Source organism: Mycetocola sp. JXN-3 (genome assembly GCF_014522285.1).
Lineage (GTDB): Bacteria > Actinomycetota > Actinomycetes > Actinomycetales > Microbacteriaceae > Mycetocola > Mycetocola saprophilus.
Genome location: NZ_CP041635.1, coordinates 873,886 through 895,428 on the forward strand (window position 1 = coordinate 873,886; position 21,543 = coordinate 895,428).

Annotated in this window: 20 protein-coding genes, 1 tRNA gene and 1 riboswitch; of the genes, 17 read left to right on the forward strand and 4 right to left on the reverse strand. The window is 65.5% G+C overall.

What is annotated here, in order from left to right:
- Positions 1 to 42: 42 nt before the first annotated feature.
- A riboswitch (guanidine-III (ykkC-III) riboswitch) is annotated at positions 43 to 106 on the forward strand.
- 17 nt (positions 107 to 123) lie between these two features.
- Positions 124 to 447, forward strand: a complete 324-nt coding sequence (locus C7C57_RS03985; protein WP_030148357.1) for a multidrug efflux SMR transporter — start codon at positions 124 to 126, stop codon at positions 445 to 447.
- A 103-nt stretch (positions 448 to 550) separates the two neighbouring features.
- A complete protein-coding gene (locus C7C57_RS03990; RefSeq protein ID WP_147441589.1) occupies positions 551 to 769 on the forward strand; it encodes a hypothetical protein in 219 nt (72 codons plus the stop codon).
- Positions 770 to 825: 56 nt separating this feature from the next.
- Here C7C57_RS03990 and C7C57_RS03995 read toward each other — a convergent pair whose 3' ends face one another.
- Positions 826 to 2,604: a dolichyl-phosphate-mannose--protein mannosyltransferase gene (locus C7C57_RS03995; protein WP_187977676.1), complete on the reverse strand. Its 1,779-nt coding sequence runs from the start codon at positions 2,602 to 2,604 to the stop codon at positions 826 to 828.
- Between the two features lie 91 nt (positions 2,605 to 2,695).
- On the opposite strand from C7C57_RS03995, the gene rsmI reads away from it, so the two are divergent.
- The 6 genes from rsmI (at position 2,696) to C7C57_RS04025 (ending at position 8,378) form a co-directional block, all read left to right on the forward strand.
- Positions 2,696 to 3,508: a 16S rRNA (cytidine(1402)-2'-O)-methyltransferase gene (gene rsmI / locus C7C57_RS04000; protein WP_187977677.1), complete on the forward strand. Its 813-nt coding sequence runs from the start codon at positions 2,696 to 2,698 to the stop codon at positions 3,506 to 3,508.
- A 68-nt stretch (positions 3,509 to 3,576) separates the two neighbouring features.
- Positions 3,577 to 5,160 carry a methionine--tRNA ligase gene (gene metG / locus C7C57_RS04005; RefSeq protein WP_030148360.1) on the forward strand — a complete coding sequence of 528 codons (1,584 nt, stop codon included), beginning with the start codon at positions 3,577 to 3,579 and terminating at the stop codon, positions 5,158 to 5,160.
- A gap of 41 nt (positions 5,161 to 5,201) precedes the next feature.
- Complete coding sequence (locus tag C7C57_RS04010; RefSeq protein ID WP_051701781.1) at positions 5,202 to 6,131, forward strand: TatD family hydrolase; 930 nt, start codon at positions 5,202 to 5,204, stop codon at positions 6,129 to 6,131.
- A complete protein-coding gene (gene rsmA, locus C7C57_RS04015) occupies positions 6,128 to 6,976 on the forward strand; it encodes a 16S rRNA (adenine(1518)-N(6)/adenine(1519)-N(6))-dimethyltransferase RsmA (protein ID WP_030148362.1) in 849 nt (282 codons plus the stop codon). The genes C7C57_RS04010 and rsmA overlap by 4 nt, the downstream gene beginning before the upstream one ends.
- A gap of 29 nt (positions 6,977 to 7,005) precedes the next feature.
- Entirely contained in the window at positions 7,006 to 7,941 is a 936-nt protein-coding gene (locus C7C57_RS04020; protein ID WP_030148363.1) for a 4-(cytidine 5'-diphospho)-2-C-methyl-D-erythritol kinase, read from the forward strand.
- Positions 7,942 to 7,994: 53 nt separating this feature from the next.
- On the forward strand, positions 7,995 to 8,378 hold the full coding sequence (locus tag C7C57_RS04025; RefSeq protein WP_187977678.1) for a VOC family protein: 384 nt from the start codon (positions 7,995 to 7,997) through the stop codon (positions 8,376 to 8,378).
- Between the two features lie 56 nt (positions 8,379 to 8,434).
- On the opposite strand, the gene C7C57_RS04030 is transcribed toward C7C57_RS04025, so the two are convergent.
- Entirely contained in the window at positions 8,435 to 9,778 is a 1,344-nt protein-coding gene (locus C7C57_RS04030; RefSeq protein ID WP_255505766.1) for an LCP family protein, read from the reverse strand.
- 105 nt (positions 9,779 to 9,883) lie between these two features.
- On the opposite strand from C7C57_RS04030, the gene C7C57_RS04035 reads away from it, so the two are divergent.
- Entirely contained in the window at positions 9,884 to 11,680 is a 1,797-nt protein-coding gene (locus C7C57_RS04035; protein ID WP_121687185.1) for an ABC-F family ATP-binding cassette domain-containing protein, read from the forward strand.
- Between the two features lie 2 nt (positions 11,681 to 11,682).
- Positions 11,683 to 12,375 (forward strand): endonuclease III domain-containing protein, encoded by a 693-nt coding sequence (locus tag C7C57_RS04040; protein ID WP_187977679.1) that lies wholly within the window; start codon positions 11,683 to 11,685, stop codon positions 12,373 to 12,375.
- Positions 12,376 to 12,608: 233 nt separating this feature from the next.
- Here the strand turns inward: C7C57_RS04040 and poxB are convergent, their stop codons facing one another.
- On the reverse strand, positions 12,609 to 14,342 hold the full coding sequence (poxB, locus tag C7C57_RS04045) for a ubiquinone-dependent pyruvate dehydrogenase (RefSeq protein ID WP_187977680.1): 1,734 nt from the start codon (positions 14,340 to 14,342) through the stop codon (positions 12,609 to 12,611).
- Positions 14,343 to 14,444: 102 nt separating this feature from the next.
- On the opposite strand from poxB, the gene C7C57_RS04050 reads away from it, so the two are divergent.
- The 5 genes from C7C57_RS04050 (at position 14,445) to C7C57_RS04070 (ending at position 19,185) form a co-directional block, all read left to right on the forward strand.
- Positions 14,445 to 15,119 carry a GntR family transcriptional regulator gene (locus C7C57_RS04050; RefSeq protein ID WP_187977681.1) on the forward strand — a complete coding sequence of 225 codons (675 nt, stop codon included), beginning with the start codon at positions 14,445 to 14,447 and terminating at the stop codon, positions 15,117 to 15,119.
- The gene (locus C7C57_RS04055) at positions 15,116 to 16,318 is read left to right on the forward strand and encodes an MFS transporter (RefSeq protein WP_187977682.1); all 1,203 of its coding nucleotides are present in this window, start codon (positions 15,116 to 15,118) and stop codon (positions 16,316 to 16,318) included. The genes C7C57_RS04050 and C7C57_RS04055 overlap by 4 nt, the downstream gene beginning before the upstream one ends.
- 104 nt (positions 16,319 to 16,422) lie before the next feature.
- A complete protein-coding gene (locus tag C7C57_RS04060) occupies positions 16,423 to 17,328 on the forward strand; it encodes a MetQ/NlpA family ABC transporter substrate-binding protein (protein ID WP_030148371.1) in 906 nt (301 codons plus the stop codon).
- A 160-nt stretch (positions 17,329 to 17,488) separates the two neighbouring features.
- Positions 17,489 to 18,517: a methionine ABC transporter ATP-binding protein gene (locus tag C7C57_RS04065; protein ID WP_030148372.1), complete on the forward strand. Its 1,029-nt coding sequence runs from the start codon at positions 17,489 to 17,491 to the stop codon at positions 18,515 to 18,517.
- A complete protein-coding gene (locus tag C7C57_RS04070) occupies positions 18,517 to 19,185 on the forward strand; it encodes a methionine ABC transporter permease (protein ID WP_187977683.1) in 669 nt (222 codons plus the stop codon). Before C7C57_RS04065 ends, C7C57_RS04070 begins: the two co-directional genes overlap by 1 nt.
- A 107-nt stretch (positions 19,186 to 19,292) precedes the next feature.
- Here C7C57_RS04070 and C7C57_RS04075 read toward each other — a convergent pair whose 3' ends face one another.
- Positions 19,293 to 19,787 carry a MarR family winged helix-turn-helix transcriptional regulator gene (locus C7C57_RS04075; RefSeq protein ID WP_030148377.1) on the reverse strand — a complete coding sequence of 165 codons (495 nt, stop codon included), beginning with the start codon at positions 19,785 to 19,787 and terminating at the stop codon, positions 19,293 to 19,295.
- 151 nt (positions 19,788 to 19,938) lie between these two features.
- On the opposite strand from C7C57_RS04075, the gene C7C57_RS04080 reads away from it, so the two are divergent.
- A tRNA-Gln gene (locus tag C7C57_RS04080) sits at positions 19,939 to 20,010 on the forward strand.
- A 63-nt stretch (positions 20,011 to 20,073) separates the two neighbouring features.
- Positions 20,074 to 21,513, forward strand: coding sequence for a bifunctional UDP-N-acetylglucosamine diphosphorylase/glucosamine-1-phosphate N-acetyltransferase GlmU (glmU, locus tag C7C57_RS04085; protein WP_187977684.1), 1,440 nt, complete (start codon positions 20,074 to 20,076; stop codon positions 21,511 to 21,513).
- The last annotated feature ends 30 nt before the right edge of the window (positions 21,514 to 21,543 follow it).

Here is a 21,543-nt window from a genome sequence, read left to right on the forward strand (position 1 = left end):
TGTGACGTCATAGACCGAAACATAACAGTGTGAGACAATACTTCTGAGCCCGATGATCGGGCCCCGGACGAGGGCGCAGTACCCGGAACGCGACAAGACTGACCATGAAGGTTGGTGTTTGTCATGGCATGGATCGTGCTGATTATCTCCGGTGTTCTCGAGGCCGTCTGGGCCACCGCGCTGGGCCGCTCCGAGGGATTCTCTAAGCTCTGGCCCACGGTGGTTTTCGGGGTCGGACTGCTGCTCAGCATGGGTGGTTTGGCGTACGCAATGCGCGAAATCCCCACCGGAACCGCCTATGCGATCTGGGTGGGGATCGGGGCTAGCCTCACGGTGTTGTACGCGATGATCTTCGGCGGCGAGCCCGCCTCGATCATTAAAATCCTGCTCATCCTGGGAATCGTCGGCTGCGTCATCGGCCTCAAGATGGTGGACGCCGCGCACTAGAAACCGGGCGTTTGGCAGGGCCGAAAACCTGGGAATTTCATTAGCTTGTGCGAACGGCGCAAATCTGAATGTGGATCGAGGCTCCGGACGCTACACTGGCCCAATGGCTACCTCAGAAACCCGTGCTCGAGCCGAACGTCGCCTCGGGATTACGCTTTTGATCGTGTCCGCGCTGGTTGCCGGATTCGCTGTGTATACCTTTGTCAGCGCGAGTGTCTGGTACGCCTATGCGGCCGGCGCGCTGTTCTCGATCCTGGCGCTGGTTCTGGTGCTGCGCGGGGTCGAGCAGGTTCGCGATGGGATCGATTCGGCCCACCCCTAAACGTCCCCACAGGATAAAAAGTCCCGCAGGCGGTGCCTGCGGGACTTTTTTGTGCCCTAGACCCAGCTGGGCAGCCAGGCATGCATCTGCCAGAACCAGTAGGGGACGTTCATCGCGGTCCACAGCGGATACCAGAAGATCGACAGTGCGGTTGCGAAGAAGAGGAAGATGCCCACGGTCGCCAGGCCCGAGCTGCGTCGGGGGCGTGGATCCTCCCGTTTGCCGATGATCAGGCCGATCACAAAGACCAGGCCGAGGATCAGGTACGGCTCAAACGCGATCGTATAGAACTGGAATACCGTGCGCTCGGTGTAGGCGAGCCAGGGCAGATAGCCGGCGACCATCCCCATCAGGATCAGGCCCACCTGCCACTCCTGGTGGCGGGTCAGCCGGTACACGAGGTAGAGGGTTGCCAGCACGGCGGCCCACCAGATCAGCGGGTTGGCGATCGAGGTGATGGCCTCCGAGCAGAGGTTGGCACCGCAGGATCCGGCCTTCGGGGTCACGTACCACATGCTCGTGGGGCGGGTCATGGCGAGCCAGGTGAGCGGGTTGGCCTGATAGGCATGCGGGGTCGAGAGGCCCACGTGGAACGCATACATCTGCTCGTGATAGTGGACCAGGGACTGGATCGCCTTGGGCACCCAGGCGAACGTGCCCTGCCAGGCGTTGGCGGGGTCGGCCGCCCACTGGCGGTAATAACCGCCCGAGGTGCTCAGCCAGCCCGACCAGCTCGCGATGTAGACCACCACGGCGACCGGGACGTAGAGCAGGAAGGTGGCGGGGGCCTGGAGCAGCGAACCCAGGGCGAATTCGCCGAGGCCGCGGCGACGACGGGCCAGTAGGTCCACCACGACCAGGTAGATGCCGAAGGCGGCCAGGAAGTAGAGTCCCGACCACTTAACCGAGGTAGTCGCGCCAAATGCCAGACCCGCGGCCAGGACCCACGGCCGATTCCAGATGACCGGTCCGGCCACCTTTTTGAGTGGGGCGTCGGGGTGTGCGGTGATCCAGTCGTCGAGTTTTTGTTCCAGCCATGCTCGATCCTTGAGAATGAACCAGAACCCGAGCAGGGCGAAGACCATGACCGAGTTATCGAGGATCGCGACCCGGCTCATCACGATCGCGTGTCCGTCGATCGCAAACAGGAATCCGGCGATGACCGCGAGGGTGCGGGACTTGGTCAGGCTGCGGGCTACCAGCATGACCAGGCCCACGCCGATGATGCCCATCAGCGCGGTGGTGATGCGCCAGCCGAACGCGTTATCGGCACCAAAGATGGCCATGCCGACCCCGATGATCCACTTGCCCAGCGGCGGGTGGACGATATAGGAGGGGTCCTTGAGGTAGATGTTGACGTCGCCGGCGTTGAAGCGCTCGTTGACGCCGTCGGGCCACTTGGACTCGTAGCCGTTGCCCCACAGCGAGTAGGCGTCCTTCACATAGAAGGTCTCGTCGAATACCAGCGCGTGCGGGTAACCGAGGTTCCAGAGGCGCACCCCCGCGGCCAGCAGCAGGATCAGGACCGGGATCAGCCAGTTCAGCAGGCGGGCCCGCTCGGGGGTTCGGACGATCTTCAGCCACAGGTCATCGATCCGCGAGCCGATGGGTACCGCCGCGTGGGCGGGCGGATGTTCGTCCTCGCGCGTGGCAACCGTGACCGGGCCGGTGGATGACTCCGTCGCGCGCGGGTAGGCGGGAGAGGGGTCAACCGCGGCCGACGCGACCGGACCGGTGTGGTGTGCGCCGTGCGCGACCGGGCCGGTGGAGGGGGTGGGCGGCTCGGCGGCGGAGGGGGTGTTCTCCGAGGCGGAACCGTTTTCACTGCTGGACACCCTGTAATGGTAGTCAGTGAAGGTGCGATTTCTCACGCGTTTTGGTGATTGTTGTGTGTGGGGTGCCGGATTGACCTGTCAGACTGGACCCATGATCATCCTCGGTGCCACCCCCATTGGAAACCTCTCGGACGCCACCACTCGTCTGGTGGAAACCCTGGAACGGGTAAGCGTGGTTGCCGCCGAGGACACCCGCACCACGGTTAAGCTGCTGCGCGGGCTGGGGATCGAGAACCGCCCCGAGCTGCTGGCCCTGCACGATCACAACGAGCGGGTGCGCGCGGCGGACCTGGTGAATCGTGCCCGGGATGAGGACATCCTGGTCCTCAGCGACGCGGGCATGCCCACGGTCTCGGACCCCGGATTCCACCTGGTCGAGGCCGCCGCGGCCGCCGATGTGCGGGTCACGATTCTGCCCGGCCCCAGCGCCGTGCTCTCGGCGCTCGCCGTATCGGGCCTGCCCACCGACCGTTTCTGCTTCGAGGGGTTCCTGCCGCGCAAGTCGGGGGAGCGTCGCGCAACCTTCACCGAGCTGGCCGACGAACGCCGCACGATGGTCTTCTTTGACTCGCCCAACCGCCTGGCCGCGAGCCTGGCCGATATGGCCGAGGTGTTTGGTGCCGAGCGCCGCGTGGTGGTGTGCCGCGAGCTGACCAAGCTCTATGAGGAGGTCAAGCGTGGATCGGCCGCCGAGCTGGCCGAGTGGGCCGCCGAGGGCGTGCGCGGGGAGATCTGCGTCGTGGTGGCCGGGGCTCCGGCCCGCGAGTTCAGTCTCGAGGATGCCATCGCCCGGGTCCGTTCACTGGTCGAATCCGGCGTGCGCACCAAGGACGCGGCGACCCAGGTGGCCGCCGAAACCGGCCTCGGCAAGCGCGACCTCTACGAGGGTGCCCTCGCCCGCTAAACCACATCCCACGCCGCCCGGCGTAACGATGTCCGCGGCCGGGTCATTTTCACCATACAATTGAGCGCATGTCGTCCGGTCGTTCTTTTTATGTCACCACACCCATTTTCTACGTTAACGATGCTCCCCATATCGGGCATGCGTACACCGAGGTGGCCGCCGACATGCTCGCGCGCTGGCACCGTCAGTCAGGCGATGACACCTGGTCGCTGACCGGAACCGACGAGCACGGCGAGAAGATCCTGCGCACCGCCACCGCCAACGGCACCACCCCGCAGGAGTGGGCCGACAAGCTGGTGCGTGAGTCCTGGATCCCGCTGCTGGAGACCATCGATATCTCCAACGACGATTTCATCCGCACCACCGACGAGCGCCACGAGAAGAACGTTCAGGTCTTCCTGCAGAAGCTCTACGATGACGGCTTCATCTACTCGGGTGAGTACTCCGGCCTCTACTGTGTGGGCTGTGAGGAGTTCAAGCCCGAGAGCGAGGTTGTGGATGGAACCGGCGAGTTCGCCGGTCAGAAGGTCTGCGCGATCCACTCCAAGCCGCTGGAGCGCCTGGAGGAGAAGAACTACTTCTTCCGGATGAGCGACTTCTCCCAGCGCCTGCTGGACCTCTACGAGCAGAACCCCGAGTTTGTGCAGCCCGAGTCGGCGCGCAACGAGGTTATCCAGTTTGTCCGTCAGGGCCTCAACGACCTCTCGATCTCTCGTTCGAGCTTCGACTGGGGTGTCAAGGTGCCCTGGGACGACTCGCACGTGGTCTACGTGTGGTTCGACGCGCTGCTGAACTACATCACCGCCGTCGGCTACGGCCAGGACGACGCCACCTTCGAGAGCCGCTGGCCGGGTATGCACCTGGTGGGTAAGGACATTCTGCGCTTCCACGCCGTGATCTGGCCGGCCATGCTGATGGCCGCCGGACTGCCCGTCCCGCACCGCGTGTTTGGTCACGGTTGGCTGCTGGTGGGTGGCGAGAAGATGTCCAAGTCGAAGCTCACCGGTATCGCGCCGCACGAGATCACCGATACGTTCGGCTCGGATGCGTTCCGCTACTACTTCATGTCCGCGATCCACTTCGGTCAGGACGGCTCGTTCAGCTGGGAAGACCTCTCCGCTCGCTACCAGGCGGAGCTGGCCAACGGATTCGGAAACCTGGCCTCGCGCACCCTGGCGATGATCACCCGCTACTACGACGGCGTCGTGCCGGCCCCGGCCGAGTACACCGAGGCCGACCTGAAGGTTCAGCGCGTGGTCGCCGAGGCCGTGGCCAACGCGGATGCGGCGATCGAGAAGATCGCGCTGCACGAGTCCCTCGCCGCCATCTGGACCGTGGTCGAGGAGCTCAACGGCTACATCACCGTGCAGGAGCCCTGGGCCCTGGCCAAGGATGAGGCCAACCGTGAGCGTCTGAACACCGTGCTGTACACCGTGGCCGAGGGCCTGCGTGCCCTGGCCGTGGTGCTGTCGCCGACCATCCCCAAGGCCACCACCAAGCTGTGGACCGCACTGGGTGTGGAGGACTCCCTGGGAGCCCTCACCGCGCAGCCGATCCGCTCGGCCGGGGTCTGGGGGCAGCTGGTTCCGGGGACGACCGTGGGGGCGCTTGAGGCGCTGTTCCCGCGGATCGAAACCACCGACGCCGAATAGTGGGGATGCCGGAATCGGCGAAAGCGGGTAGCGTCGAGGATATGAACCCGACGCACGTACGCACGCGCGGGGACTCGGATCGTAAGGATCTGAGTTACCCGCCGCTCCCGCAGCCGCTCACCTCCGGTGTGTACGACAACCACACCCACCTGGAAATCGCCGACGGCGATCAGGCCCTCGACTATCGCGAGCAGCTTGATCGCGCCTCAAGCGTGGGGGTCAAGGGCGTCGTTCAGGTGGGCACCGACCTTGTTACCTCGCGCTGGGGTGCTCAGATCGCCGCGATCGAACCGCGGGTGCTCGCGGCCGTGGCCATCCACCCCAACGACACCCCCGAGCTTGAGGCTCAGGGCCTGTTGGATGAGCACCTCGCGGGCATCGATGAGCTGGCCGCGCTGCCGCGGGTACGCGCGGTGGGCGAGACCGGACTCGACTTCTTCCGCACCGGAGAAGACGGCCGGGCCGCCCAGTTCCGGGCGTTTGAGGCGCACATCGAGATCGCCAAGAAGCACAACCTGGCCCTGCAAATTCACGACCGCGACGCCCATAACGAGGTCGTGGAAACGCTGCTGCGGGTGGGCGCGCCCGAGCGCACGGTCTTCCACTGTTTCTCGGGAGACGTGGAGCTGGCCGAGATCTGCATCAAAAACGGCTGGTACATGTCGCTCTCGGGCACGGTGACGTTCAAGAACGCTCACAACCTGCGCCGGGTCCTGGATATCGCGCCGCGCTCGCTGCTGATGATCGAGACCGACGCGCCCTATCTCACCCCGACCCCGTTCCGCGGTCGGCCCAACGCCCCCTACCTCATTCCCTATACGCTGCGTGCGATCGCCGAGTACCTGGATCTTGATCCGGTGATGCTCGCCACCCAGCTCAGCTCCAATACCGAAGCCGTATACGGCCGCTGGGATCACGATCCGATCCGCTCCCAGACCGGCCCGAACGACCGAACGAAAAGTACCCAATGAACCTGCTCGGCCCCGCCGAAATCCGCGATCTCGCGGAAATGCTTGATGTGACGCCCACCAAGAAGCTCGGCCAGAACTTTGTGGTGGACGCCAACACCGTCCGCAAGATCGTGAAGGTCGCAAACGTCGAGGCCGGTGACGCGGTGATCGAGATCGGTCCCGGACTCGGTTCGCTGACCCTGGGTCTGCTTGAGGCCGAGGCCCGCGTGGTCGCCGTGGAGATCGACTCGCGCCTGGCCGAGCAGCTGCCCAAGACCGTGGCCGCCCTCGCCCCCGAGGCCGAGCTCACCGTGGTGCACCAGGACGCCCTGAAGGTCACCGAGTTGCCGCTTGCGCCCACCCGCCTGGTGGCGAACCTGCCCTACAACATCTCGGTGCCGGTGCTGCTGCACCTGCTGGAGCACTTCGACTCGCTCACCTCGGGTGTGGTCATGGTGCAGGCCGAGGTGGGTCACCGCCTGGCCGCCGAGCCTGGCTCGAAGATCTATGGCAGCCCGAGCGTGAAGGCCGAATGGTACGGAAACTGGCGGATCGCCGGAACCGTGAGCCGTCAGGTGTTCTGGCCGGTCCCCAACGTGGACTCGGTCCTGGTGGGCTTTGAGCGTCGCGAGGATCAGATCGGCACGCTGGAGGAGCGGGCCCTGACCTTCGCGCTGGTGGATGCGGCCTTCGGTCAGCGTCGCAAAATGTTGCGGCAGTCCCTGGGCCAGGTTTTGGGTGGTGCCGACGTGGCCACCGAGCGCCTGGAGGCCGCGGGAATCGCGCCCACCGCGCGCGGTGAGGCCCTGACCGTTCACGACTTTTTGGGTGTGGCTCGCGCGCATCTGAGCGCAGACGGTAAATAACGTTAGATATCCTGCGTTAGGTTTAACTCATGAGCGCCAACCAGACGTCCACTGAGGTAGCAGCCCGGGCCCCCGGGAAGGTGAACCTGTTCCTGTCCGTGGGAGCGGTCCGCGAGGATGGATACCACGAGGTAGCCACCGCGTATCAGGCCGTGTCCCTATATGAGGACGTCTATGCCTCGCATGCGAGTGATTTCGCTGTGAGTTTCGAGGGCAAGATCAACACCGATTCGGTGCCCACCGACGGCTCGAACCTGGCGATCAAGGCGGCCCGCCTGCTGGCTCGCAAGACCGGCTATCGTGGCGGGGTGCACCTGCGGATCGAGAAGAACGTCCCGGTTGCCGGCGGCATGGGCGGCGGTTCCGCCGACGCCGCGGCGACCCTGGTCGCCTGTGACGCGCTCTGGGGAACGGGCCTCGGCCGCGAGGAACTCGTGCGCCTGGCCGCCAAGCTCGGGGCCGATGTGCCCTTTGCCCTGGTGGGCGGCACGGCCCTGGGTACCGGACGCGGCGAACGCCTGAGCCCGGCCCTGGCCACCGGCCAGTTCACCTGGGTGTTTGCCCTCGCCGATCAGGGACTCTCGACCCCCGCCGTCTACGCCAAGCTCGACGAGCACCGCGAAAAGCACGCCCTGGACATTTCCCCCGCCCGCGACGTGCCCAGCGTGGATAACGACGTGCTGCAGGCCCTGCGTGCCGGGGACACGATCATGCTCGCCAACGCCCTGCACAACGACATGCAGGTGGCCGCGCTGCAGATGCAGCCCGGCCTGGCCGACGTGATTGAGCTGGGTGAGCGCTCCGGTGCCCTGGCCGGCATCGTCTCCGGTTCGGGACCCACCGTGGCCTTCCTGGCCGAGGACTCCGATGCGGCCCTGGAAATCCAGGTCTCGCTGAGCGCCAACGGCATCCGCACCGTCCGGGCCACCGGCCCCGCCTCGGGCGCGCGCTTGCTCACCGACTAACCTGTCTCATCGATTACACGGAGATGTCTTCCGGGGACTGACAAACTGTCCTCATGAGTGGATTTCATCATGTTGAGATTTGGATCGCTGACCGCGCGGCCCTCAAGGACTGGGCCTGGTTGCTGAGCCGTCTTGGCTTCACCCGGGACAGCGTGTGGGCCGAAGGGGAGTCCTGGGGTGCCGGAGGGGCGTATCTGAGCATCACTACCTCGCCTAACCTGTCCTCGCCCATGCACGATCGGCGGAGGGCCGGAATCAACCATTTGGCCTTCCACGGTGGATCCCGGGCCGATGTGGACGCGCTCGTCGCCGCGGCACCGGCCCACGGTTGGCATCCTTTATATGCCGAGCGCTACCCGCATGCGGGTGGTCCGCAGCATTTTGCGGCCTGGTTTGAGAACGCCGAGGGATTCAAGATCGAGGTGGTCGCCGAGTAACCGGGCATACAAAAAGACCCACGGGAGAAATCCCGTGGGTCTTTTGTGATGGGTGACTAGTTCACGCAGGGGATGGAGCCGGCCTGCAGGGGCTCCTTCCAGTCGTGGTAGGTGTTGTCGGCCGGAGCCTCGGAGGAGGGGGAACCCGGGGTGGCCGGTGCCTCGGAGGCGGGTGCCTGCGGGGTTTCCGGGGTCTTGGGGGTCTCGGCGCTGCCGGTTCCTGCACCGCCGGTGGCGGGGGTCTCCGGGGTGGCGCTGCCGGAGGGGGTGGTGCCGAGCAGCTGGGCCACGGTCGCGTGGATCTGGTCGAGGTCCACCAGGTTCACGTCCTTGCCATCGCGCTTGGCGTAGCCGGTGATCGGCAGGGTCGTGAAGGTGATGTTGCCGCCGGCAAGGCTCGAGGCCTGCTGGGCGAAGCTCAGGAACTCGAATCCGTCATCCACCGCGATGTACTGCTTGGCGGTGCCCACCAGGCTGGTGATGGTGGCCGGGTTGGTGAAGGTGCCCGCCTGCTTGAGCTTATAGGCGAGGGAGACCATGAACGCCTGCTGGCGACGGGTGCGGTCGAAGTCGGTCAGCTCGAGGCCGGACTTGCCGGTGTCGCGGCGCTGACGCACAAAGCTCATCGCCTGCTGCGCATCGATTTCCTGCATGCCCGCGGGGAAGTTTGCTCCCGAGTACTTGTCCTCGGTGGCCTGGTTCAGGCACACCTGGATCGGGGCCACGGCCTGGGCCACCTGGTAGAAGGCAGCCATGGTGATCTCCACGAAGTGGTCGATTCGCACGCCGCCGAGGAAATCGGAAACGGTGTTGATCTGAGCCTGACGCCCGGCGGTACGGGCCTCCTGATAGGCCTCATCGCGGCTCATGCCGCCGCGCACCAGCTGGCGCAGCTTCTCGTCCAGCGCGAGGCCGTAGGCCTCTTTGATCTTGGACATCTTGACCCCGTTGGGGTGACCGGCCAGCTCGGCATAGTCGTCGCGGGGGATCGAGATGCCCTGCGCCCGGCCGCCACCGGCGGGGATGTGGATGAGCATCATCACGTTGGCGTTGTACCCGCCATCGCCCTGGTCCCCGGCGTGGATCGCGTTGTAGATCTCCTCGGGGAACGGCTTACCGTTCTGATCCACGCGGCTGTCCAGTCCCATGATCAGGATGTTGGTTTCCGCGGTGTTTTGATCGGCCCCAAATTCGGGCTTACCGCTGGGCATCGTGATCGGGGACCGGTGGATGTTGTTGTTCAGATCCTGGTAGACATACAGCGCAAAGGCACCGGTTCCGGCGGTCAGCAGCACCAGGGTGCTCACCACGGCGAGGGCAATCTGGCGGCGTAGTCGCTTGCCCGGGGTGAGCCCGGCCGCGTGGCTCACGGCGGCGCGGGAAGAGTTCGGATCGGTCACGAGGCTCCAAAATCGGGGGTGCACGGAGGATTAAGCCTATCGTCTGATGTCGAGTAATCTCTGTGACCGCGCGGGGAGAATGCCCGGGACTACTAAGCTGAGGGGGTGGCTCACCTGTTGGGAGCGGAATCGCTCCACCTAGAATTTCCCACCCGCGTAATCTTCGAGAAGGTTACTGCCGGGGTCAATGAGGGCGACCGGATCGGTATCGTCGGCCGTAACGGTGATGGCAAGTCCACGCTGTTGCAGCTGCTGGCTGGGCGGATCGAACCCGATTCGGGTCGAGTCACGCGTCGCCGCGGGGTGACCATCGGTTACCTCGATCAGCGCGACATCCTGGACTCGGACATGACCGTCGCCCAGGCGATCGTCGGCGACACCGAGGAGTACATCTGGGCCGGTGACCCGAAGATCCGCGACGTGATCTCGGGTCTGCTGTCGGATCTGCCCTGGACCGCCGAGATCGGCACCCTCTCCGGTGGCCAGCGTCGCCGGGTCGCCCTGGCCGCGCTGCTGGTGGGCGACTGGGACGTCCTGTTCCTGGACGAGCCCACCAACCACCTCGACGTCGAGGGTGTGTCCTGGCTGGCCGGACACCTGAAGAACCGCTGGATCCCGGGCCAGGGCGGTCTGCTGGTGGTCACCCACGACCGATGGTTCCTCGATGAGGTGTCCACCGACACCTGGGAGGTGCACGACGGCATCATCGAACCCTTCGAGGGTGGCTACGCCGCCTACGTGCTGCAGCGTGTGGAGCGTGACCGCATGGCCGCGACCATCGAGGGCAAGCGTCAGAACCTGATGAAGAAGGAGCTCGCCTGGCTGCGTCGCGGTGCCCCCGCCCGCACGGCCAAGCCGAAGTTCCGGATCGAGGCGGCCAACGCCCTGATCGCCGATGTCCCGCCGGTGCGTAACACCGTGGCGATGAGCCAGATGGCCACCTCGCGCCTGGGGAAGGACGTTGTGGACCTGCTGGATGCCGGCGTGAAGTACGGCGATCGGACGATTCTGAAGAGCGTCGAATGGCGTATCGCCCCGGGTGAGCGCACCGGAATCCTCGGTGTGAACGGTGCCGGAAAGTCGACCCTGCTGGGCCTGGTCACCGGCGAGGTGCAGCCCACCTCCGGTGTGGTCAAGCGCGGCAAGACCGTGAAGATCGCCGCACTGACCCAGCAGCTCGCCGAGCTGGAAGACATCCAGAATGAGCGCGTCTCGGCCGTGATCGGACGCTATCGCACCAGCTATAAGGCCGGCGATAAGGAGATGACCCCGGGCCAGCTGCTCGAGCAGATGGGCTTCGCCTCCGCTCAGCTGCAGACCCCGGTGAAGGACCTCTCCGGTGGTCAGAAGCGCCGCCTGCAGCTGCTGCTGATCCTGCTGGACGAGCCCAACGTGCTGATCCTCGATGAGCCCACCAACGACCTCGACACCGACATGCTCGCGGCCATGGAGGACCTGCTGGACACCTGGCCCGGCACGCTCCTGGTGGTTTCGCATGACCGGTACCTGCTGGAGCGGGTCACCGATCAGCAGTATGCGGTGCTGGATGGCGACCTGCGCCACCTGCCCGGCGGCGTGGACGAGTACCTGCGCATCCGCAACGCGACCCCGGCCTCGGCGAGCAAGCCCGAGGAGCTGACCTCGCAGGCCAGCTCGGCCCCGGCAAAGCCCGGACTGAGCGGCGGCGAACTGCACCGCGCGCAGAAGGAGCTGGCCTCGATCGAGCGTCGGATCCAGAAGGCAACCGCCGCAATCGATGCGGCCCACGCACGCCTGGCCGAGCACGACCAGAGCGACTACGCGGGCCTGGGCAAGATCACCGAGGAGACCCAGAAGCTCTCGGCTGATATCTCCAGCCTGGAAGAGCGCTGGCTTGAGCTTTCGGACCTGCTGGGTTCGTGAGTTTGGCTGTTCCGCCCGCGCAGCGTCTCATCTTTGAGACGCTGCGCGGGCGTTTTGACGCCGAAGGATGGTGGCCGGCGGAGTCGACCTTCGAGATGATGGTCGGCGCGATCCTGGTGCAGAACACCGCCTGGCGCAACGTGGAAACCTCGATTCGGGCGCTGCGGGATCGCGCGCTGTTGGATCCGGTGGCGCTCGCCGCAATCCCGGCCGAGGCACTGGCCGAGGTGATCCGGCCCAGCGGCTTCATGACCGCCAAGTCGCGCTCGGCGGTGGCGCTCGCGCGCTGGGTGGTGGAGACCGGGGCGCTGGAGACCGGGGCCGCGGGGAGAAGCGAGCCGGGTGGGAGCACGCCCTCGGGCATCTCTGACCGCACCGATGCCGAGCTGCGCGAGGAACTGCTCGCGCTGCCGGGCATCGGCCCCGAGACCGCCGACGTGATCGGCCTCTACGCCTTTGACCGTCCGGCCTTCATCTGGGACACTTACGCGCGCCGGATGCTCACTGCCGTGGGGTATCCGGTGCCCGGCAGCTACCCGGCCGCCCGTCGCGCGCTCGCCGCGACGGTTGAGGCCGCCGGATTCAGCGTGCCCGAGTATCGGGAGTTTCACGGCCTGATCGTCGAAGCGGGCAAGCACGCGCGCAGCCTCGGCGGCTGGGACGTGCTGGCGGCAGAGCTGTTCCCCGCCCGCTAAAACTACCGTGGGCACCCCGAAAATTCGGGATGCCCACGGGTGTGCAGTCGACTAGTTAAACAGCCTCCGGAAGAGGTTGGTTTCGGCCAGGTCGAGCAGTTCCTCGCGGTTGCTCGGGTGAGGGGACTGTATTGTGCGCTGGCTAGTTGAAGAGTCTCCGGAAGAGGTTGGTTTCGGCGAGGTGGATCAGCTCTTTGCCGTTGTCCGGGTGAGGGGACTGTATTGTGCGCTGGCTAGTTGAAGAGTCTCCGGAACAGGTTCGTCTCTGCCAGGTCCAGCAGTTCCTCGCCGTTGCCGGAGAGGATTGTGCGCAGCGCATACAGGGTGAAGCCCTTGGCCTGGGCGGCGGTCACGGTTGGCGGGATCGAGAGTTCCTGACGCGCGGTCATCACCTCAACCAGCGCGGGACCGTCGTGTTCGAAGGCCGTGCGCAGCGCGCCCTCAAGATCGTCGGGGCTTTCCACGCGCTGACCGTGTAGCCCGATCGCGGTCGCGACCTCGGCAAAGTTGGGGTTATCGAGTCCGGTGCCGTAGGTCACAAACCCGGCGGCCTTCATCTCCAGTTCGACGAAGTTCAGCGAGGAGTTATTGAACACCACGATCTTGACCGGAAGCTTCAGCTGGCGCAGCGTGATCAGCTCACCCAGCAGCATGGCCAGTCCGCCGTCGCCGGAGAGCGCGACAACCTGACGCTCGGGGAAGGCCGACTGGGCGCCGATGGCGTGGGGCACCGCGTTGGCCATAGTCCCGTGGTTGAAGGATCCGATCAGGCGGCGCTTGCCGTTCATTTCCAGGTAGCGGGAGGCCCACACCACCGGGGATCCCACGTCGGGGATGAAGACGGCGTCCTCGCTGGCCAGGTCGCTGATCAGCTTGGCCACGTACTGCGGATGGATCGGGGTGCGGCCGCGATCGTTGGTCGCCAGCTCATCGAGGCCCTTCCGTGCCTTCCGATAGTGCTTGAGGGAGGCGTCGAGGTGCTTGGAGTCGGTGCGTTCGCGCAGGATCGGAAGCAGGGCCTCGGCCGTGTCTTTGACCGATCCCACCAGCCCCAGATCGATCGGGGTGTGCTGGCCGAGGTTTTCGCCCCGGATGTCGACCTGGATAATCTTCGCCTTGGACGGATAGAACTGACGATAGGGGAACCCGGTCCCGAGCATCAGCAGCACCTCGGCGTTCTCCATCGCCCGGTAGCCCGAGGAGAATCCCAGCAGGCCGGTCATGCCCACGTCGTAGGGATTGTCATACTCGATGAACTCCTTCCCACGCAGCGCGTGCACGATGGGAGCCTTGAGCCTGGCGGCCAGCGCGATGACCTCATCGTGGGCACCTTCGGTGCCGGCACCGGCGAGGATCGTGACGTCCTCGCAGCCGTTGAGGATCTCGGCGGCCTGCGCGAGCAGCGCATCGGTGGGACGGTTGATCCGCGGGGCGTGCACGATGGGGGCCGAGCGGCGGGTATTCGGGGTGGACTGCAGCAGAATGTCTCCGGGGATGACCACCACCGCGACACCACGCAGCTCGATCGCCATCCGCATCGCCCGCTCGATCACAAACGGCACCTGCTCGGCCACGCTCACCAGCTCGGTGTAGACCGAGGCCTCGCGGAAGAGCTCCTGCGGGTGGGTTTCCTGGAAGTAGCCGCTGCCGATCTCGGCACTGGGGATCTGGGCGGCGATGGCCAGCACCGGAACCCGACTGCGGTTGGCGTCAAAGAGCCCGTTGATGAGGTGGGTGTTGCCGGGGCCGCAGCTTCCCGCACACACGGTGATCTCCCCGGTGAGGGCCGCCTCGGCCGCCGCCGCGAACGCCGCGGCCTCCTCGTTGCGCACGTGCTGCCAGGCGATCGTGCCGTCCTTACGCAGGGCGTCGGTGAATCCATTCAGTGAATCTCCGGGGAGCCCGTATACCCGGCTCACTCCCGCATCCTTGATCGTTTCGACGATGGTTTCGGCAATGCTTGGCATTAAAAATCCTCCCGCGCTACATGATCGTTATCCCTTTCCACCCTACTCGCGAACGCTCCCGATAATGCATGCATCAATGCATGGTTCTGCTAACGTGGGGGAGTGATCGAAACAATCCTGTTGCCATGGGAGGGTGATCACGGCCGCTCGGTGGCCATGAAAATCGCCTCCGCAACCGCCAAGAGCATCGTCCAGGGAGGGTATGGACCCGGTGATCTGCTCACCGAGGTGACCCTCGCCGACACCCACGGTGCCAGCCGTACCCCCGCCCGCGAGGCCATGCTGCAACTGCACGCCTGGGGCCTGGTGCGGCTGATGCCCAAGAAGGGTGCCCTGGTCACCGCCGTGTCGGCGAAGGAACGACGGGACCTGCTGGACGTGCGCGCGATGTGTGAAACCCGCGCCGTCGAGGTCCTGGCCGATGACGATGCGGGAAAACTCGCACTCCTGGATCGCCTGTACGCGTGTATCGCCGCCCAGCAGGAGGCGCTCGCCGAGGGCGACCTGCTGCGTTTCGCCCAGAACGACGTGGCCTTCCACCTGCGCATCATCGAGGCCGGTGACAACCTGGTGATCGCCGAAATGCTCCGGGGCCTGGGACCGCGCCTGGCGCGGCTGATCTTCCAGGCCACGATCGAGCGACCGGCCGCCGCTGCCGGATTCCGCGAGGAGCACGTGCGCCTGGCCGCGATGATTGCCGCCGGCGATACCGTAGGTTTTGCCGCCGCCGTCCGCGCCCACATCAACCTGGGGGCGTCCGCCGGGGGTGCCGCGTGATCCGTGCACCCTGGTGGAGGGTAGCACCGGCCGTCTTTCTGTTGGCCTGGGGTGGCAACCACTTCACGCCGCTGCTTCACCTCTACGAGGAACTCGGGCGCTATGCCGCCTGGCAGGCAAACCTGCTGCTGGGCATGTACGTGCTCGGATTGGTGCCGGGACTCCTGATCGCCGCCGCGCTCTCCGACCGCTTCGGGCGCAAGCCCGTGCTGCTGACCGGCGTGATCCTGGGCATCGGTGCCAGCGTCATGCTGGGCCTCGGGCTGCACTCGTTTGTCCTGCTGTGTGCCGGGCGCGCGCTCGCCGGTGTGGGGGTGGGCATCGCGATGTCGGTGGGCTCGAGCTGGATCAAGGAGCTCTCGGCTCCCGAGATCGATCCGAGTGCCGCCCGCGGCTCGGGGGCGCGTCGTCCCACCCTCACCCTGACCATCGGGTTTGGTCTGGGTGCCGCGGTCACCGGAATCCTGGCGCAGTGGGCCCCGGATCCGTCCCAGCTGCCCTATGCGGTCCATGCGCTGCTGAGCATACTCGCGCTGGTGCCGCTGCTGCGAGCCCGCGAAACCCTGACCGCGCGTCCCGAAGCGGGGACCCACTGGTGGCAGGATCTGCGCATTCCCGCCTCGGGTGGACCGGCGTTCCGCCGCGTCATCGTGCCCGCGGCCCCCTGGGTCTTCGCCGCCGCGGGGATCGCCTACGCGATCATGCCGGCGATCGCCGCGCGGCAGATGGGGGAGTGGACCACGCTCTACGCCACCATCCTCACTGTGCTTACCCTCGGCACCGGCGCGCTCGTGCAGCCCTATGTGGCCAAGCTTGATGGTCGCACCCGGGGTCAGGCCCTGAGCATCGGGCTGGCCCTGATGTCGCTGGGCATCGTGTTGGCGGTGGTTGCCGCGGTCCTGAGCAGCCCGATCCTGCCCTTTATCGTGGCCCCTGTTCTCGGCTGCGCCTACGGGATCACCGTGGTGGCCGGACTGACCCGGGTCCAGGCGATCGCGACCCCGCAGGACCTGGCCGGCCTCACCGGCATCTACTATTCGCTGACCTATTCAGGATTCTTACTGCCGGCTGTGCTTGCGGCGCTTCTGCCGGTCCTGAGCTACACCTCATCGCTGGCAATAGTGGCCGTGATCTGCATAATCTGCCTGGTCATCGTGTACACCGGCAGCAAGCGCTTCCGCCCCGGAATCACTGGCTAAAACCGGTTCGTGTCTCGGTTTGTTACGGGCCGTTTTCGGCATCCCGCCCGGGTTCCCTACGGTTGAACCATCGTGAGAAGTGCTCGCGGAGAAAGGAAGCCCAGATGTCTATCAAGCACAAAATCGCCGGAGTCGTCGCAGGAATGGCCGCGATTGCGCTGCTGGCTGGTTGCTCCTCCGCAGCCACCCCTGAGGGTGGATCGTCGGCAGATGCCGGCAAGACCGTGAAGATTGGTGTCGTTGGCGCCAGCGACCCGTACTGGGAAACCTACAAGGATGAGGCCAAGAAGGCCGGCATCAACGTCGAGATCGTTGGTTTCACCGAGTACCCCCAGGTCAACCCGGCACTGGCCAACGGCGACGTTGACATCAACCAGTTCCAGCACCTGATCTACCTCGCCCAGTACAACGTGGGTGAGAACAAGGACCTGACCCCGATCGGTTCGACAGCTATCTACCCGCTGCCCCTGTACTCGAAGAAGTACAAGGATGTGAAGGACATTCCGCAGGACGCGACCATCGCGATCCCCAAGGACGAGTCCAACCAGGCCCGTGCACTGCTGGCCCTGCAGGGTGCCGGACTGGTCAAGCTCAAGGATGGCGGCTCGATCGTCTCCACCGCCGATGATGTGGAGTCCGGTTCCAAGGTTAAGGTCATCACCGTGGACGGTTCGCTTGCGGCCGCTCAGCTGGATGACCCGGCCGTTGCCGGTGCCGTGATCAACAACGACTTCGCCACCAAGGCCGGAATCGATGTGTCCTCGGCCATCGCCAAGGACAGCGCCGAGGACCCCAAGTCCCAGGCCTACGTCAACGTGTTCGCGGTTCGCGCCGCCGACAAGGACAACGCCACCTACAAGAAGCTGGTGGAGATCTACCAGGACTCCGAGGCCGTGAAGAAGGGTGTGCAGGAGGCTAACAACAACAGCGCCGTGTTCGCCAAGATCCCGGCAGCCGACCTGGAGAAGACCCTCAAGGACGTCGAAAAGACCGTCAAGGCTACCAAGTAGTAGGACATTACATACACCCGGGCGGTGATTGGAGACATGCTCTCCAATCACCGCCCGCGGGCGTCTGGGCCGTGATAGCGTCACCGAGTCCTCGGTGATTTGAGGCCACACACGTATTTTGGGCGGTTTTGCCGCAACCGCAGCAGCAAGGAGCGCAACAATGGCACTGGTCAGTTTGACCGACGTCACCAAGACCTATCCGGATCCCAACGATCGCAAGCGTCAGATCGCCGCCATCGACGGGGTTTCGCTGGATATTCAGGCGGGCGACGTTTACGGCATCATCGGCTATTCGGGGGCGGGAAAATCCACCCTGGTCCGGTTGATCAACGCGCTGGAATCGGCCAGCTCGGGCAGCATCCTGGTGGATGGCGCCGAGGTCACCACGATGCGCGAGGGCGAGCTGCGCAAGCTGCGTCTGGGCATCGGCATGATCTTCCAGCAGTTCAACCTCTTTAACGCCAAGACGGTGCGGGCGAATATCGCCTATCCGCTCAAGGTGGCGGGGGTGCCCAAGGCCGAGCGGAATCGCCGGGTCGAGGAGCTGCTGGCGTTTGTGGGGCTCTCCGAGAAGGCGAAGTCCTTCCCCGATCAGCTCTCCGGCGGGCAGAAGCAGCGGGTGGGCATCGCCCGCGCGCTGGCGACCTCGCCGCGGATCCTGCTGGCCGATGAAGCCACCAGCGCGCTGGACCCGGAAACCACCCACGAGGTGCTGGGTCTTCTCAAGAAGGTCAATCAGGAACTCGGCATCACGATCATCGTGATCACCCACGAGATGGATGTCATCCAGCAGATCGCCACCAAGGTCGCGGTGATGGAAAACGGCAAGGTCATCGAAAACGGTGAGGTGTATGAGGTGTTCTCGAACCCTCAGCACGCGGCAACCCGACGCTTCGTCTCCACCGTGGTGCGCGGGATTCCGGTGGGTGAGGAGCTGCAGACCCTGCGGTACCGTCACCCGGGACGCATCTTTACGGTCTCGATCCTCGACGGGGATACCAGCCAGGCTCGGGTGTTTGAGATCCTGACCCAGGCCGGGCTCGGATTTGAACTAATCTACGGCGGCATCAACGACATTCAGGGACGGACCTTTGGCCACCTGACCCTCGCCGTGACCGGTGACGATGCGGCAATCGAGTCCGCCCTCGCCCAGATTTCCGCGCTGACCGAGATCGTGGAGGCCCGCTGATGGACGACATCAACAACATCATCACCAACATCCCCAAGCTGATCACAGCCTCCGGGGAAACCCTCTATATCGTTGGTTTTGCGCTGCTGCTGGGCGGATTCCTGGGACTCGTCCTGGGCCTGATCCTCTACGTGACCCGGCCCGGTAACCTGCTGCAGAACCGTCCGGTCTTCACGATCCTCAACGTGATTGTGAACATCTTCAGGCCCATCCCGTTCCTGATCTTCCTGGTGGCCCTGCAGCCGCTGACCCGGATCGTGGTGGGCACCGGAAACGGCAACACCGCGATGGTGTTCACGATGTCGATGGCGGCAATGTTCGGGATCAGCCGCGTGGTGGAGCAGAACCTGCTGACAGTCTCGCCCGGCGTGATCGAGGCCGCCCGGTCGGTGGGGGCCTCGCGGCTGCGGGTCATCTTCACGGTGATTCTCGGTGAGGCCCTGGGCCCGCTGATCCTCGGCTACACCTTCGTCCTGGTGGTCATCGTGGACATGTCCGCGCTGGCCGGCACGATCGCCGGTGGCGGTCTGGGTACCTTCGCGCTGGAGAACGGCTACCGCCAGTTCAAGCCCGAGCTGACCTATGCGGCGCTGGTGATCGTGATCATCCTGGTGCAGCTGATCCAGTTCCTCGGCAACTGGCTGGCCCGCAAGGCGCTGCGCCGCTAGGTTGCATGCACAACGCCCGGGTGACTTCTTCGGAGGTCTACCCGGGCGTTGCCGCGTGCGGAAGCGGACGCCGCGGCGGTCGTTTCCGCAACGGGAAAAGGCTTGGGCTACTTGGAATCCACGCCCAGGCGGCGCAGCAGGATCGAGAGGGATTCCTGCTCGCGCTCGGTGATCGCCGAGAGCAGCTGCGATTCGGCCGCCAGCAGCGCCGAGATCGCCGCGTCCACGGCGTCGCGTCCGGCGGCGGTCATGACCACCAGGATGCCGCGGCCGTCGTTGGGGTCGGTTTCGCGTCGGACCAGTCCGCGAGCGACCAGACGGTCGATCCGGTTGGTCATCGTGCCGCTGGAGACCAGGTTCTGGGTCAGCAGGGTCTTGGGGCTCAGCGTGAACGGGGCACCGGCGCGGCGCAGCGAGGCCAGCACGTCGAACTCCCAGGGCTCGAGGCCCGGCTCGGCGAAGGCGGCGCGGCGGGCGGCGTCCAGCTGATGGCTCAGCCGGTCCACTCGGGAGAGCACCCGCAGGGGCGCGAAATCGAGATCGGGGCGCTCGCGTTCCCACGAGCGCACGATCAGATCGACTTCATCCGGTTGTGCGGGCATCTCACTATTATCTCGACTTCGAGAGACTTTGGGGGGATTGACGGCAAATCCACACGCTTCGTGGCGACGGAAGTTGGCGCTTGTGGGCGTTGTCGTCGGCGACGCCCGCCGGAATCTGGCAGACTGGGATCGCACACGTCCCACGACGTGTTCCGCCTTGGTGTAACGGCAGCACGGCAGCCTTTGGAGCTGTCCGGTCCAGGTTCGAATCCTGGAGGCGGAGCGCAGTGCACTCTTAGACGCCGCACTCTCACGGGGGAAGGCGTTCCCTTCAGAAAGGAATCGAGTGACCGATTCGCAGCTCGCCGTCATCGTTCTCGCCGCAGGACAGGGCACCCGGATGAAGTCCCGTACCCCGAAGGTTCTGCACCCGCTGGGTGGCCGCACCGTTGTGGGTCACGTCATCGAAGCGGCGCGCCGCCTGGAGGCCGCCCACGTTCTTGCCGTGGTGCGCCACGAGCGCGACCTGGTGGCCGCCTCGATCACCGAACAGCTTCCCGAAACCATCATCGTGGACCAGGACGAGGTTCCCGGCACCGGTCGTGCAGTGGAACTCGCCGTCGCGGCGCTGCCCGAGGGCTTCGCCGGCGACGTGCTGGTGCTCAACGGCGATGTACCGCTGCTGACCGCCGACACCCTGGCCGATCTGATCGCAGATCACCGCGGCACCGGGGCCTCGGCCACCATCCTGTCGGCCATCCTCGACGACGCCACCGGCTACGGCCGGATCATCCGCACCGAGGCCGGTGACCTGGACCGGATCGTCGAGCATAAGGACGCCAACGAGACCGAGCTGGCCTCCCGCGAGATCAACGCCGGCATCTACCTCTTTGGTCTGGCCGCGCTGCGCGAGCAGCTCGCCGCGCTGACCACCGACAACGCCCAGGGCGAGAAGTACGTGACCGACGTGCTCGGCCTGCTGCGCGCCGCCGGTTCGGCGATCGCCGCGCTTCCGGTGAGCGACGCCTGGGAGGTGGAGGGCATCAACGACCGCGTGCAGCTGGCCGCCGCCGCCGCCCGCCTGAACTCCGTGACCATCGAGCGCTGGCAGCGTGCCGGGGTGACCGTCCAGGACCCGCGCACCACCTGGATCGACGTCCAGGCCACGCTGGCCCCCGATGTAACCCTGAAGCCCGGCACGCAGATCCTCGGACCCAGCGTGATCGAGAGCGACGCCGTGATCGGCCCGGACACGACCCTGTTTGCCGTTGAGGTGGGCGAGGGGGCCGAGGTCAAGCGCACCGAGGCCAGCCACAGCGTGATCGGCGCCGGCGCGACCGTGGGCCCGTTCACCTTCCTGCGTCCCGGGACGATCCTGGGGGCAAACGGCAAGATTGGCGGCTTCGTCGAGACCAAGAACGCCAAGATCGGCGCGGGCTCCAAGGTCCCGCACCTCTCCTATGTGGGCGACGCCACCATCGGTGAGGAAACCAACATCGGGGCCGGCACAATCTTCGCCAATTACGACGGCGTCAACAAGGCCGCATCCACCGTGGGATCCCATGTTCGGATTGGATCGCACAGTGTGGTCGTCGCTCCGGTTACAATTGGAGACGGTGCGTACTCGGGTGCGGGCACCGTGGTCCGGAAAGATGTTCCGGCCGGGAGCCTCGCCATCAACGTTTCACCGCAGCGCAACCTCGAGGGCTGGACCGAGTCCAAGCGTCCCGGAAGCGCGGCGGCACTGGCGGCAGAGGCCGCCAATTCCCCCACAGCAAATAACTGAATAACGCGAAACGTCGGTCAAGACCGGCAG

Coding starts and splice junctions, on each gene's coding strand:
- C7C57_RS03985 (WP_030148357.1), top strand. CDS start 124: ATGGCATGGATCGTGCTGATTATCTCCGGTGTTCTCGAGGCCGTCTGG.
- C7C57_RS03990 (WP_147441589.1), top strand. CDS start 551: ATGGCTACCTCAGAAACCCGTGCTCGAGCCGAACGTCGCCTCGGGATT.
- rsmI (WP_187977677.1), top strand. CDS start 2,696: ATGATCATCCTCGGTGCCACCCCCATTGGAAACCTCTCGGACGCCACC.
- metG (WP_030148360.1), top strand. CDS start 3,577: ATGTCGTCCGGTCGTTCTTTTTATGTCACCACACCCATTTTCTACGTT.
- C7C57_RS04010 (WP_051701781.1), top strand. CDS start 5,202: ATGAACCCGACGCACGTACGCACGCGCGGGGACTCGGATCGTAAGGAT.
- rsmA (WP_030148362.1), top strand. CDS start 6,128: ATGAACCTGCTCGGCCCCGCCGAAATCCGCGATCTCGCGGAAATGCTT.
- C7C57_RS04020 (WP_030148363.1), top strand. CDS start 7,006: ATGAGCGCCAACCAGACGTCCACTGAGGTAGCAGCCCGGGCCCCCGGG.
- C7C57_RS04025 (WP_187977678.1), top strand. CDS start 7,995: ATGAGTGGATTTCATCATGTTGAGATTTGGATCGCTGACCGCGCGGCC.
- poxB (WP_187977680.1), bottom strand. CDS start 14,342: ATGCCAAGCATTGCCGAAACCATCGTCGAAACGATCAAGGATGCGGGA.
- C7C57_RS04060 (WP_030148371.1), top strand. CDS start 16,423: ATGTCTATCAAGCACAAAATCGCCGGAGTCGTCGCAGGAATGGCCGCG.
- C7C57_RS04065 (WP_030148372.1), top strand. CDS start 17,489: ATGGCACTGGTCAGTTTGACCGACGTCACCAAGACCTATCCGGATCCC.
- C7C57_RS04070 (WP_187977683.1), top strand. CDS start 18,517: ATGGACGACATCAACAACATCATCACCAACATCCCCAAGCTGATCACA.
- C7C57_RS04075 (WP_030148377.1), bottom strand. CDS start 19,787: ATGCCCGCACAACCGGATGAAGTCGATCTGATCGTGCGCTCGTGGGAA.